The organism is uncultured Aliivibrio sp. (genome assembly GCF_946479765.1).
GTDB lineage: Bacteria > Pseudomonadota > Gammaproteobacteria > Enterobacterales > Vibrionaceae > Aliivibrio.
The window spans coordinates 1-12,426 of the sequence record NZ_CAMLHO010000063.1 but is presented as its reverse complement, the minus strand read 5'-3'; the positions used below and the strand labels follow the sequence as shown (position 1 = coordinate 12,426).

The following is a 12,426-nucleotide window of genomic DNA, read 5'->3' as shown; positions in this document are numbered from 1 at the left end:
TCGCCAGTAGTATGAATTATCGTATCAACTCAGATTTATATAAGTCAACTACCGTGATTTATTACTCTTCAGCGCTTTGATTTAAATGAGGCAAGGGATAGAGAACGGCATAAAATAGCACCCCACCGATCATTGCCAATACAATGGTGCTGTTGCCAAAAATGGCCTTTGCTTCATTTTTTATTAACGAGAGAAATGACATGAATTACTTCCTTAATCGAGACATAAGCAGCAGTAAAGGCAAGGTAAATAACAGCAAAGCTCCAAGATGAGACAGCGTTAACCCAAAAGTGTAACCGTAATTAGCTTGTTCTATTTGAGAACGAACAAAATGACTGGCAGGTAAAATAGTATGCCAAAACGTCGCTACGCTATTCATGTCTGACACTGGAAATGTGACCCCTAAAAAAGCAAAACTAGGCGCAGTATAGGCACCAGAAATACTCATCGCTTTCGCGATATTATTTGTCCCATAACCAATAGCAATACCTAAACTGATGCAAGCTAGTGTCATGGCGCTCATCGTAATAAGAAAGCTTGGGATCTGAGCATCAAATGGAAATTGTAAAATACCGTATAAGAAATAGAAAAGAACACCGCCTAGCGCCATTCCTACAACAAAATACACACTTATGAACTGGATAATGCTATGAATGCCTTGGCTATCAAACCATTCTCTTAAATCTGTTTTTTTAGTGCGGACCGTTTCATTTTTCATTGCCCATATCATGCCAACAATAATCGCCATTTGCCAAATTGCAGGAAGAATGGCTGACACTAAAAATTGATTGTAATTACTGCCCAAATTAAACAGCGGAGTGACTTGTACGTTAATGGGTACTGCTGAATTTATTGCCTGTGTCCAAGTGCTTTCTTTAGTGCTTAACGCCTTTACTGCCGCCAATTTAGCCTGAATAGTCATGTCCGTTTGCATTAATGCTGAGCTGATTTGCTTAGCGATAAGAATGAACTGACCATTGTAGAACCCTGAGACTTGTGGGCTTTTGCCTAATAAAACATCGCGTTCAAAGTTTTTAGGGATCACGATATAGCCATAATTGTCACCATCTTTAAGTGCATTATTGGCGATTTGATTATTAGGTTGAATAGTACGTATAGCTAGCGTTGGCGTAGCATCGTAATCTCGAATGATCATTCTTGATAAGGTTGATTGATCAAGATCCACCACATCGATAGGTAACTCTCGTACAACTGAGGCGGAGAAGATCCACCAAATGATCAACGACAATACCAATGGAAGGCCGAAAGTAACGGCCATTACCCATGGGTTCAAGAAATAAGAGCGCCAAAATGCTTTCATAAAAACCAACTATAACGGATTGATAAAATGGTATTAATTAAGTTTAACTATTGCGCTCATTCCCACTCGTAAATTTGGAATATCATTTACAGGGTGCGCCTCAATCTCAAAGGTTTTTAAATCAAATCCTTGGCTATTATCGGTAGCACGCCACGTTGCATAATCGCCCATAACAGCGATATGTGTGATCGTAAAAGGAACCGTTTGATCAAGTGCTGGTAAGTACACATCGATTTGTTGATCTTTTTTATAATGGTTAAGCTTATCTTCACGGACATGAAACACAGCCCATGCTTGCTTAATGTCTATCACACTCACCACTGGAAACCCTTGTGGGGCAATTTCACCGGCATTAAGCATAACTTGAGAGACTTCACCATTATACCAACTGCTAATTTTGGTATCCGCAGCGTAAGCTTCCACTTCAGCGACTGAGCCCATCGCCATTTTAACTTTTTCATTCGCCGCTCGTTTTGTTTCAGAACGCACGCCCTCTTTCGTCATTTGATACATTTGATACGCAGCGCTTTCTGTATATTTTGCCGCTTGCCATTGTGTATACGTCTCATCTTTTTTCTGCTCAGCAACGACACCATCATTATATAAATTATTTACACGAGCGTAGGTTTTTTCAAGTAACTGGCTTGCTGCTTTGGCTTTTCTCCATTGATCTTTTGCCGCGGCGATTTGTTGTGTTCTTGCGCCTTGCTCTGCTTCTTGAGCCATCGCACTTGCTGCTGCTTCTCCCGCTTTAGCTTGAGCTAATTTGGCTTCAATTTCAGGACTGTACAATGAAAAGACCGATTGACCTTTCTCTATAAGGTCGCCTTTTTTTACGTATATATTTTCAATACGACCCGGAATTTTAGACGAGATATTATATTGCTCTGCTTCTATTTGGCCTTGAAGCAATTCTGGACGAGGTTGATATGCTGCCCAAAAACTGTAACCAACCCAGCTAACTACACTAATAACGGCAAGAGAGCCGATAACTTTTTTTAACTGACTCATATTATTTCCCTTCTCTTGCTTGAAGTTGGTATTGAACAAAAGTATCTGTTTGATCACTTAACGCCAAAAGTTTAATTAAAGAGATCATATAATTAAAAGAGGCTAATGAACGTTGTGTTTTAATGCTTGCTAAGTAAAGTTCGGCATCCACAACATCTAAAGACGTGGATAATCCTTGCTTAAACCCTTTCTCTCGTAAAAAGACATTTTCTTTTGCAAGCTCAATGCTAGACGCTAAGCCGTAGTATTCATCTATCGATTGCAATGCTTCTCTGTACGTCTTTTCAACAAGTAAAGAGAGATCTTGTTTTGCTTGTTTTTTCAAATACTGAACTTGTTGAACTGCACGATGAGCCGCGACAACTTTATCTGAACGCCCTTTATTGTCTAAGAGTGGAACATTGACACCAACACCTACCATCCAGTCTGGAGCTATCTCTGCTGATAAACTATCACCGTGGTATAAATTGTAATTACCGTAAAGGTAAACTTCTGGATAGTAACTTCCTTTTTCTGCCTTAATTAGGCTGCCTGCTTGTTTTTCTTTTGCTGCCAATAAGTCTAAACCTGGATAGGTTGCCAAGGTATTATCAATAAACGCCGTCATCTGTGGCAAAGCTTGATTAATAAATAATGGGGTTTCTGGAGTAACACTTTCATTCATTTGCAGCATGCTTCGTAGTGCAGCGCTGGCAATGTCTGAGTTTTGTTGGGCTTTTCTTAAATCAACTTTTGCTTTGTCATAAGCGGCATCGGCTTGAAGGCGTTCTACTTTTGCGATTTGGCCTTGCTGCTGTAACTTTATGGCATTATCTCTATGCTTTGCTAAACCTTGTTCAACTTCAGCATAGGTAGTAACAACCTCATTGGCCAATACCACACTAAAATAGTATTTGCCTAAATCTTCGTAAGACCCTTGTTGCTTCATCTTTAATTGGCTTTGTGCTTCTTCAGTCTTACCTTCTGCTGCACTTTCAGCCGCCGATATTCGACCACCGGTAAAAATTGGCCAAATGGCACGAATCGAACTGGTGAAAATATCACGTTCGCTTAAAGTTGAAGTCAGATTAGGGAGAAAAGCAGGAAATGCTAATCCTGCACTATCTGCGACTTGTTCAGCAGAAACCGTTACATCATCATCTAAATAAGTATAATTCGCTTTTAATGTGATAGAAGGAAGATTAAGATCTGAGGTACCAGAAGCCAATGATTCTTGACGTTGAACATTCATACGTTCAGCCGCAATACCATTATGATTAGTAAGTACATTTTGCCATGCACTATCAAAATCAACTGATTTAGCAGAGACATAAAAAGAAAGTAACGTTGTTAATAGTGCCGATATACGTGTGATTTTTAGCATAAACCCTCCAATAAAATAGAGTATAAACTCTAGATGGTTCTAAATGCAAAAAAAAGCTCACGATAATAACATCGTGAGCTCTTATAAAATCAAATATGCTTATTTAGACATACGGATAAGAGAAAGACCAATTAGCCATTCAAGATCTTTACGGCTCTCTTCACCGTATAAGTCTTCAACTAGACCATATAGGCGCTCAATACCGTTGTGTGCAAATTCATGTGCATTTGCTGAAGTAACAATATGGTGGAATAAAAGACGTAAGATTGCACGGAATTGCTCATCTTCTAAAGATGAAATCCAGCTATCAATAAATGCCTGTTTGTCACCTTGCATTTCAAGACGTTCAGCAAATAAACGGAAAATACGGCCATCTAGTGCAGCGGTAAAATCAGTTTTCTTTGGAAAGTGGTGGCTAATACCCGTTCTTGATACACCAGTTTGTTGACTTAGTGTTGTGTATGACATTTTGTCATAGCCTAAACGCAATAGTTGATCAATAACCGCATCCATAATTTTCTGGATAGTGATTTCAGTATCTTCTTTACTTCTTTTTGGCATAATAAAACTCTTCTAAAGTGGTCAGTCCATTAAGAAATCATTCATAGAAATTAACTAAATGGTGCAATTGGGTTAATTTATAAGATTCAACTCCATTTTTATAATTTTTTGCATGTTAAACATAGTATAGCAACCTGGTCGCCAATGCATTCTCAAGTATAAGAATCACGTTTTCGACGAAATGTCTGTTTGCTGTTTAACCTTACAACCAGTATTCATGTAAGCATTCTGTATTATACAGTATGGAATTACAACACGCTGGATTAAATTATGACAAAGATTTGTCATAAAGGTTCATATTTTGCGATTCCCATCTCAAGTTACGGTACTGTAGTAAAAATACATCTAGGTTGTTACTGGTGGTTTTTTTATTCAGTTTACTGTCAAAATTGTGGTTTTCTTAACTTAAGACACATAGTATAGAGTCAATATAACTATTGTGGAGATTAAAAAATGACTACTGAAGTTGAACAAAACGTTCCTTGTGACGCGTGTGGCTGTAGTGCTGAAATGGGTTTTATTATTAAAGAAGGTGATGATGTTGCTGAAGTAAGCGTCTTTGCCGATAATAAAGGACAATTAGAAGCTGAATTTGCTAATTACCTATCTCTAGCAAAAGAAGTATGCGCAGAAGTAGAGCACAGCATTCAATTAACTGAAGATGAAAAAGAGCTGCATGCTCACTTAAAATTCTCTTGCAGTGCTGAAAAATTAATCTACGAACTGAAAACGCGCTCTCTTAGAAAATAGCAGATTGAATGAAATGAAAAAAGGCCCTCGCATTGAGAGCCTTTTTTATTAATTTGATGGTACTAAGCAGCTTGAATATTTGACGCTTGAGGGCCTTTTGGACCTTGCTCAACATCAAAAGTTACTGCCTGGCCTTCTTTCAACGTTTTGAAGCCGTCTGTTTGAATCGCACTGAAATGAGCAAACACATCAGGTCCACCCTCTTGAGCGATAAAACCAAAACCTTTCTCTTCGTTAAACCATTTTACAGTACCAGTCGCTTTAGACATTACGTCTCCTTATGTGTTAATTTCTCGCGAATTTATTTATCGCTGCGGTATCGAATACCGAATTTCACTATATCAAATGTATTTTAATAAAAAAAACGTAAAAATTAGACCCGTATCACTGAACAGAAATTAAACTTATTCAGAGATTTGTCGATAACCTAAATTAGATAATATAACTAAGTTACTATTCTATGCCTAAATTGAACATTACAACCATTAGCTTGATCGCCTCTTTTTTCATCTCATTGCCTTCTTCGGCTGAAATGCTTAATAAACATCGTCTTATTAATCATATAGATAGCTATGGAAATATCAGCTTACGTAATACTAATTATACTGAGTTACCTGATAATCTTGAACTAAAAGGCAATGTGAATCTAGCAAACAGTAAAATAAAAAAGCTGCCAAAAGGGTTTGTTGTTGATGGTGATCTCAATCTTGCGAATACCATAATAAAAACGATTCCTAAAGGGACTGAGGTAAAGGGTTATCTTAATCTTGCGGGAACGACTCAACTTAAACGTTATACTCGTGGTATCAAAGTGGCGGGCTTTATCAACTTCGCAGGCTCAGGAATTCAAGAGTTACCACAACGTTTAACTGTTAATGGTGATTTAAGTGTTATCCGAACACCATTAACGGCACTACCAAAACAACTCACTGTAAAAGGGAATTTATATCTCGGTTATTCAAAGATTACATCACTCCCTGATGATTTAATCGTAAAAGGAAATGTCTATTTAGGTGGCCTACCTATCACCAAATTCCCAGAATCCATAAAAGTCGATGGTTATATTTTTAAGTAGCATTACAATAGAATAATATTTTCTCTCTGGGCTTGATAATGTTAGATAATCTACATCAAATGGTGATCTTTGCTACGGTTGCAAACGAATTAAATTTCACTCGCGCTGCTGAGAAGTTGGGCATTTCAAAATCACACGTATCTAAGCAGATAAAAGCATTAGAAACCCGTCTAGATTGCCAGTTAGTTCAACGTAATAATCGTTCTGTATCGATTACTGAGTTAGGCCTGCAATACGCTGAATACTCTCAAAAGCTTGTAGATACCGCGTATGAAGCCGATGCACTCTTAGATGCCCACCACGGACGTATTTCCGGTGTATTTAAAGTTGGGATAGCGCAATCTTTTGGTAACAGTCATATCATTCATGCGTTAGCTGAATTTCAAGAACAATTTCCTGATGTTGAATTGGAAGTTAACCTTTTTGATCATAAACCTAAACTGCTTGAAGATGGCCTAGATTGTTGGATTGCTATTCACGATGATATACCAGAAGGAATGGTTGCAAGAAAAATTGCAGATTGTCGTTTCATTGTTGCTGCATCACCTAACTATATAGAAAAAAATGGTCTACCACTGCGTCCCGCTGAATTAGCGCAGCATAAATGCATTACTTATCATAGTAATGAACGTCGATTTAACGAATGGGAATTTACACGAGATGGCGTACATCAAGTCGTTAATGTGCAGAGTATTTTTAAAATCGATAATGCATCCGCTATCTTAGATGCAACAAAAGCAGGGGCTGGTATCGCATATTTAGCGAGCTATTTACTTGACGATGAATTTGAGAATGGCAGTTTGGTTCGTCTATTAACGGAATGGAAAGCGGATATGGCATTGCCAATTTATGCGGTTTATCCTAGACGTCAGCATTTACCGCCTAAGGTTCGTACCTTTATTGACTTTTTATCCCAACAAGTAGGTAATCCACCTCATTGGGATAAAAAGCTTTTTAACTAATATTGTTACCATATTAATTAATGTTATTTGCGTTCTTCACTGGGTTAGCGTAGAGCGCACGTAAAAATGGTTGTTCTTCTTGAGTTAGCTGCGACAATTTCTCAGCTAAGTCACGCTTAGCCTCTGCCGTCACTTCTTCTGATTCAATACCTGCTGCCACATAGTTTATTGGAAATAAATGGTAATTCTGGGTTATTTCCTTATCCATTTGTTTTGCTAGCTCATCCGCAGATTCTGGTGCTGATGTAACAACGTCACCAAAGTGAATGTGAATACGTTTCTTACAACCAATGATACCTTTAATAATACTGTCGATATCTTCAAACTCCCCTTTCTCATATGAGCCTAGGGTTGCAACGGCATTTAATTCTTTGGCTTTTTGAATGTCTAACGGATCATTTTCATAAGAGATTGATACTGGTACAATCTTTAAGCTGTTCATGTAATCAGAAAAACTTTCTTTACGCTTTCTGCCTTCAACATGGAACATTTTTAAAATAGCTGGATCCGTAATGTCATTGCCGTCTTTTGCTCGACCTTCTTTCTGAGCAATCCAAATAGAGTTATTGGTCTCTAATGAGTGCTTTATGTATGAAGATAGTAAGCCTAAGGCTTTAAGTATTTGACGAGGTGCTTTCACTGAACGTTTTACAATAAAGCTTTTGTTTAACTTCATTAGTTCTGTGCTGCACGCTTTTTTCAATAAGTTATCGCCAATGGCAATACGCACTGTCTGCATGTTGTTGTGATAAAGCACCCAATTCATTAATGCAGGATCCATTGCGATATCTCGGTGGTTCGATACAAATAAATACGCTTGCTGTGGGTCTAGTTTATTCAATCCAGTATAGGTAATACCATTCGTTGTTTTCTTAACCGTCTTATTTAAGTACGTTGCAACATTTAGCTGAACATCCTCTATCGTTGTGATCTTAGATAACGATTTACGTAATTTACAACGAAGCAACGGTGCCAATAACCAAAATAAAAACTTAGAGGCAGATGGAAACTTATAGTGAAGAATAGCAGTAATGAATTCATCATCAGAAATTAAACGCTCAATGGCAGCGGGAACTTCATCATCATTGTATGGGCGAATTTCTTGATAGATATCTTGTGTGGTCATCTTTAGACTTCTGGTTACTGAAAAAAGGAAGTAAGTAACCATTCTACTTGATTTTAAATCAGTTGTACGTGATCAATTACAGAGGTCATACCATTACCTACCGAATATCCCCTTTATCGAAGAGAATTCGTTGATTTTTGCATTAAAACCAGTAAAGTGACGGGCTTCAAACCAGAGGTTACTATGAAAAACGCAATTACGTTTCAGTCAGAGACACACTCTCACCTTCTTTATACCGCGCGTAAAAAGAAAAATCAGTATGAATTGATTTCAGTGCAAACAGGTGTTGTACTCATTCGTCTTGGTAAGTGGGAGTATCAGGTGTTGCCTGGGGAGTTATTTTGGCTTCCTTTTGATGCATTGACTTCTATGACTGTCGTACCTAATTCGACAGTCTCCACTGTTGCCTTCTCAATTCGAACTCGTGAATATTTACCAACACAAGGTGGCTATATTTCTCCGACTTCATTGCTGATATCTGGCTTAGACAAATTACAACAAAAAGAAATGAGCGAAGCATCACAGCAACGTTTACTTCATGTATTACAAGATGAGTTATTAGAGGCAACGATTCATACCGATTTATCTACGCAATCACAAGATATCAATACCTATCTTTCTTTATTGATGAATGAGAAAGATACGAAGATTTGTCGTTTAGACCCTGAATTAATGATGACATTAAAGGTACGAGAAGCAGATAAAATGCGAAAATCCGGCAAAAAAAGTGAAGCAATAGCACGTCGTTATTTTTCTGGTGATGTTAATTTGTTAAATCAAGCGTGTAGCCTGTTACTTTAATCTTTTGTTCTTTCAACTACATATTATCTTATTGAAATGGAATTTCAAGCTGCATGAACAGCTGATCATCTGAGCGTTCATGCCAGCGATAATCTATACGAAAGCGGGTGTTTCTGCCCTTTTCTTCGCCACCAAAAGCTAAACTTAGTTGTAACCCATGACTTTCAAGCCAATCGCTATATGAGTCAAATTCTTCTATTTTTTTATCATAATATTCTTCAGGCTGCCAAACAGCTAAGCCAACTGCACTGTCACTGAAGTAGCCAGTAAATAGAGGGTCGTTTCCTGTATTATACGCCCATTGATCCCAAAATCCTTCTTCAATAACTTCATCTTTAATGGTTTCAGTCATTTCAGTGAGTTGATAAATAAATTGATTCACCTCAAATAAAGGAATAAGGCAATGAGAGGTTGATGAGTATAGTTGACGAGAATAACTGTCATAGCTTTCTTGCAAACAAGTCGACCTACCTTCTGTATCTGCATACACGGGCATTGCGAGGAATAGACTTAATAGACTAACTTGTTTTTTCATATATCACTACTCGTATAAATGGTGCTCTACTATGTATTCTCGTACGCTGGCCGTAGTTAAATCAGAAATATCACCACCACTACGCAGTGCATTTCTTATGTCTGTACTGCGGATCGGTAATGTCTCTGGACATGCCATCACTCCCCAACGTTGTACAATCTCATCTGACTTATAGAATTTTGTAAAGCTCATTAAATTATCGGGTCCGATGATAAAAGTTATATCGGCGGTTAGTTCTTTTTCTTGAAGTGAATTTAATAATGCAAAGGTAGTGACGCTTTGTTCTGGAATATAAATCTCTTTTTCTAATGTCGATAACTCTACATTATCTAAATCCAGATCGGTAATAAAAGCCGCTATCATCTCAAGTCTTATCTCATAAGTAAGCATTGATTTTCCCCATGCGTGTGAAATGCTTGGAACTAATAATACTTTATCAAAATGCCCCAATCGCTCGATCACACTTTTATGACCTAAAGATGGTGGATTGAAGGCGCTACCAAATACGGCGATTTTCATCGATTAACTCTCTTATTAACCACATTATAAACAGCATAAGTGAAAATTTTGTCGATGGCTATCTCATATCATGATTCCACTGTTATTAAGCAAGCAAATTCAGTATCATATTTAGATTAATTGCTAACTATCTCTACAGAGTAAAGGAATGAGAATGCAACAGCAGATTGTTGAAGAAATGAAAGTAAAGCCGTCTATTGACCCTAATAGTGAAATTAAAACACGTGTCGATTTTATTAAGTCAAAGCTTACCCAATCTCATTGTACTTCTTTAATTCTTGGAATTAGTGGTGGTGTTGATTCAACCACTTGCGGACGTTTAGCACAAATTGCAGTCAATGAACTCAATAAAGAGTACGCAACGAATAAGTATCAATTTATTGCGGTTCGCTTGCCTTATGGTATTCAAAAAGACGAAGATGAAGCTCAAATGGCATTGGCTTTCATTCAACCTTCTCACTCAATTAGCATCAATATTAAAGAAGGTGTTGATGGTGTGCATTCTGCCACTCACGTTGGACTTGAGCACACGGGGTTATTACCAACAGATTCTGCAAAAATAGATTTTGTTAAAGGTAATGTAAAAGCACGAGCTCGTATGATTGCACAATATGAAGTAGCAGGTTACGTCGGTGGTTTAGTATTAGGTACAGATCACTCAGCAGAAAATATTACGGGTTTTTATACTAAATTTGGGGATGGTGCTTGTGACTTAGCTCCCTTATTTGGTTTAAATAAACGTCAAGTTAGAGAAGTGGCAGCCACACTAGGAGCACCAGAGCAATTAGTGAAAAAAATCCCAACCGCAGATCTTGAAGAGCTTGCGCCACAAAAAGCCGATGAAGATGCACTATCGGTTACTTACGATCAAATTGATGACTTTTTAGAAGGTCAGCAAATTGATGTTGAGGCAGAAGCTCGATTAGTGAAAATCTACCAAATGTCTCAACATAAGCGCCAACCTATTCCTACTATTTACGATTAATGTTTTATTAATCAATAGTGGGTAGTGAACCGGTTTGATTGACCAAGGCTTCTTTAGCTACTTTGGTCATTTTTTTTATGCGGTATTCATATTTTAATGCCAATGATTTTGAACCCACCTGATGTGACCATTCAAGCGTTAATGGGCCTTTACCTTTTAGGTATTTGGCTCCTTTTCCTGTTTGATGCGCAGCAAATCGGCGCTCAACATTATTTGTGATCCCACAATATAAACTATTGAGTCGGGTTCTTATTAAATACACTGACCATTCTGAAACAATCGTATTCATCTAGTTACGATAATACGTCGTTAATCAATAGCTTTAGTTCTTGAACTTCAGAACGTAAGTCCGAGACTTCTTTTTCAAGCATGGCTATTCGATTTTCGTGTTCTGGTGTTGTTTTCTCTGAGGCCTCTAACTCTGACGTTAAAGCGAGATTGTCACTTATTTCGCCACAAAATAAATGAGTATACCGAGCCTCTCGCTTACCTGTCTCTTTTGCTAATTTCGTTACTTTTGGTGATGTTTCATCAGAGCCTAATTTAATTAATACCGCCTCGACTTGTGCTACATTATCAAATTCACATAAGCGCTGGGTACGAGTTCGAAGTTCCCCCGGCGTTTGTGGACCACGTAAAAAAAGCACACATAATATAGCAATTTCTTGCTCTGATAATTTAAGGCTACCAAACTCGGTATTACAAAAACGATGTTGGTATTTAGCGACTCTTGAGTTACCACGAGTTTCATCTGTAACGAGGCGATCGTTAATTAATGAGTTTAGTCCATCTAACACTTCTGAATCCGTCACGGATGTGACAGGGTCACGATTGCTTTTCTGATTGCAAGCAGTTGTTAGTGCATTAAGGGTTAATGGGTATTGCTCAGGCGTTGTGATTTCTTTTTCGATTAAACAGCCAATAATACGAATTTCTGTATGGTTTATTATTCTCATTTCTTAATCCCTTTTCTTTAATCGATACGATACACAATAAAAATGTGAACTCTGTTGCTAAATAGTACGGTTAACTTTGTAATTTTTAGTCCTTAACCACTTCTATCCATGATAGTATTCTTTCGTTAGTTTAATATCAATTGGAGAAACCCTGTATGGGCCTTTTTAGTAGTCGGTCTACCACAGCATCATTATCAATTATCGCAAAAGGTTGTAGAGTTATAGGCAATATTGAAACAGATCAAAGCATTCAGATCGATGGATTTGTTCAAGGGAATATTATCACTGAAGCTGAAATTATCATCACTCCAACAGGTCGTGTTCAAGGCGATATTAAAGCAGGTTTAGTCCTGATTAATGGTTTGGTTGAAGGGACTTGTGAAGGTAAAGAAGTTAATATTCAACCTAAAGGTAAATTTAAAGGCACAATGCAAACTCAGCATTTGACCATTGAAAAAGGT

17 protein-coding genes are annotated in these 12,426 nt (G+C 37.7%); 6 read left to right on the top strand and 11 right to left on the bottom strand.

Annotated elements, in window-relative coordinates; translation table 11 throughout:
* Nucleotides 1-61 precede the first annotated feature (61 nt).
* The 5 genes from Q1K78_RS15680 to Q1K78_RS15660 all read right to left on the bottom strand — a co-directional run bounded on the left by Q1K78_RS15680 (nucleotide 62) and on the right by Q1K78_RS15660 (nucleotide 4,256).
* On the bottom strand, nucleotides 62-202 hold the full coding sequence (locus tag Q1K78_RS15680) for a hypothetical protein (RefSeq protein ID WP_300180960.1): 141 nt from the start codon (nucleotides 200-202) through the stop codon (nucleotides 62-64).
* Between the two features lie 3 nt (nucleotides 203-205).
* Nucleotides 206-1,321 (bottom strand): ABC transporter permease, encoded by a 1,116-nt coding sequence (locus tag Q1K78_RS15675; protein WP_300180957.1) that lies wholly within the window; start codon nucleotides 1,319-1,321, stop codon nucleotides 206-208.
* Nucleotides 1,322-1,354: 33 nt separating this feature from the next.
* Nucleotides 1,355-2,332 carry an efflux RND transporter periplasmic adaptor subunit gene (locus Q1K78_RS15670; protein WP_300180954.1) on the bottom strand — a complete coding sequence of 326 codons (978 nt, stop codon included), beginning with the start codon at nucleotides 2,330-2,332 and terminating at the stop codon, nucleotides 1,355-1,357.
* A 1-nt stretch (nucleotide 2,333) separates the two neighbouring features.
* Nucleotides 2,334-3,695 (bottom strand): TolC family protein, encoded by a 1,362-nt coding sequence (locus Q1K78_RS15665; protein WP_300180951.1) that lies wholly within the window; start codon nucleotides 3,693-3,695, stop codon nucleotides 2,334-2,336.
* Between the two features lie 99 nt (nucleotides 3,696-3,794).
* The gene (locus Q1K78_RS15660; RefSeq protein ID WP_300180948.1) at nucleotides 3,795-4,256 is read right to left on the bottom strand and encodes a TetR/AcrR family transcriptional regulator; all 462 of its coding nucleotides are present in this window, start codon (nucleotides 4,254-4,256) and stop codon (nucleotides 3,795-3,797) included.
* Between the two features lie 453 nt (nucleotides 4,257-4,709).
* Here Q1K78_RS15660 and Q1K78_RS15655 point away from each other — a divergent pair, with 453 nt between their 5' ends.
* Nucleotides 4,710-5,006 (top strand): YfcZ/YiiS family protein, encoded by a 297-nt coding sequence (locus Q1K78_RS15655; RefSeq protein WP_300180945.1) that lies wholly within the window; start codon nucleotides 4,710-4,712, stop codon nucleotides 5,004-5,006.
* 62 nt (nucleotides 5,007-5,068) lie between these two features.
* Here the strand turns inward: Q1K78_RS15655 and Q1K78_RS15650 are convergent, their stop codons facing one another.
* A complete protein-coding gene (locus Q1K78_RS15650) occupies nucleotides 5,069-5,275 on the bottom strand; it encodes a cold-shock protein (RefSeq protein ID WP_300180942.1) in 207 nt (68 codons plus the stop codon).
* Nucleotides 5,276-5,466: 191 nt separating this feature from the next.
* Here Q1K78_RS15650 and Q1K78_RS15645 point away from each other — a divergent pair, with 191 nt between their 5' ends.
* Together Q1K78_RS15645 and Q1K78_RS15640 are read left to right on the top strand one after the other, a co-directional pair.
* Nucleotides 5,467-6,081, top strand: coding sequence for a hypothetical protein (locus tag Q1K78_RS15645; RefSeq protein WP_300180939.1), 615 nt, complete (start codon nucleotides 5,467-5,469; stop codon nucleotides 6,079-6,081).
* A gap of 38 nt (nucleotides 6,082-6,119) precedes the next feature.
* Complete coding sequence (locus Q1K78_RS15640; protein ID WP_300180936.1) at nucleotides 6,120-7,043, top strand: LysR family transcriptional regulator; 924 nt, start codon at nucleotides 6,120-6,122, stop codon at nucleotides 7,041-7,043.
* 13 nt (nucleotides 7,044-7,056) lie between these two features.
* Here Q1K78_RS15640 and Q1K78_RS15635 read toward each other — a convergent pair whose 3' ends face one another.
* A complete protein-coding gene (locus Q1K78_RS15635) occupies nucleotides 7,057-8,169 on the bottom strand; it encodes a 1-acyl-sn-glycerol-3-phosphate acyltransferase (protein WP_300180933.1) in 1,113 nt (370 codons plus the stop codon).
* A 183-nt stretch (nucleotides 8,170-8,352) separates the two neighbouring features.
* Here Q1K78_RS15635 and Q1K78_RS15630 point away from each other — a divergent pair, with 183 nt between their 5' ends.
* Complete coding sequence (locus Q1K78_RS15630; protein ID WP_300180930.1) at nucleotides 8,353-8,970, top strand: AraC family ligand binding domain-containing protein; 618 nt, start codon at nucleotides 8,353-8,355, stop codon at nucleotides 8,968-8,970.
* A gap of 28 nt (nucleotides 8,971-8,998) precedes the next feature.
* Here Q1K78_RS15630 and Q1K78_RS15625 read toward each other — a convergent pair whose 3' ends face one another.
* Complete coding sequence (locus tag Q1K78_RS15625; RefSeq protein WP_300180927.1) at nucleotides 8,999-9,505, bottom strand: hypothetical protein; 507 nt, start codon at nucleotides 9,503-9,505, stop codon at nucleotides 8,999-9,001.
* Between the two features lie 6 nt (nucleotides 9,506-9,511).
* Nucleotides 9,512-10,024, bottom strand: coding sequence for a nicotinate-nicotinamide nucleotide adenylyltransferase (locus Q1K78_RS15620; RefSeq protein WP_300180924.1), 513 nt, complete (start codon nucleotides 10,022-10,024; stop codon nucleotides 9,512-9,514).
* A 154-nt stretch (nucleotides 10,025-10,178) separates the two neighbouring features.
* On the opposite strand from Q1K78_RS15620, the gene nadE reads away from it, so the two are divergent.
* The gene (gene nadE, locus Q1K78_RS15615; protein ID WP_300180921.1) at nucleotides 10,179-11,009 is read left to right on the top strand and encodes an ammonia-dependent NAD(+) synthetase; all 831 of its coding nucleotides are present in this window, start codon (nucleotides 10,179-10,181) and stop codon (nucleotides 11,007-11,009) included.
* 7 nt (nucleotides 11,010-11,016) lie between these two features.
* On the opposite strand, the gene Q1K78_RS15610 is transcribed toward nadE, so the two are convergent.
* Both Q1K78_RS15610 and Q1K78_RS15605 read right to left on the bottom strand, forming a co-directional pair.
* The gene (locus Q1K78_RS15610; RefSeq protein WP_300180918.1) at nucleotides 11,017-11,298 is read right to left on the bottom strand and encodes a GIY-YIG nuclease family protein; all 282 of its coding nucleotides are present in this window, start codon (nucleotides 11,296-11,298) and stop codon (nucleotides 11,017-11,019) included.
* Between the two features lie 4 nt (nucleotides 11,299-11,302).
* Nucleotides 11,303-11,965, bottom strand: coding sequence for a DUF480 domain-containing protein (locus Q1K78_RS15605; RefSeq protein WP_300180915.1), 663 nt, complete (start codon nucleotides 11,963-11,965; stop codon nucleotides 11,303-11,305).
* Nucleotides 11,966-12,120: 155 nt separating this feature from the next.
* Here Q1K78_RS15605 and Q1K78_RS15600 point away from each other — a divergent pair.
* A partial coding sequence (locus tag Q1K78_RS15600) for a polymer-forming cytoskeletal protein (RefSeq protein ID WP_300180912.1) occupies nucleotides 12,121-12,426 on the top strand: 306 nt, incomplete at its 3' end.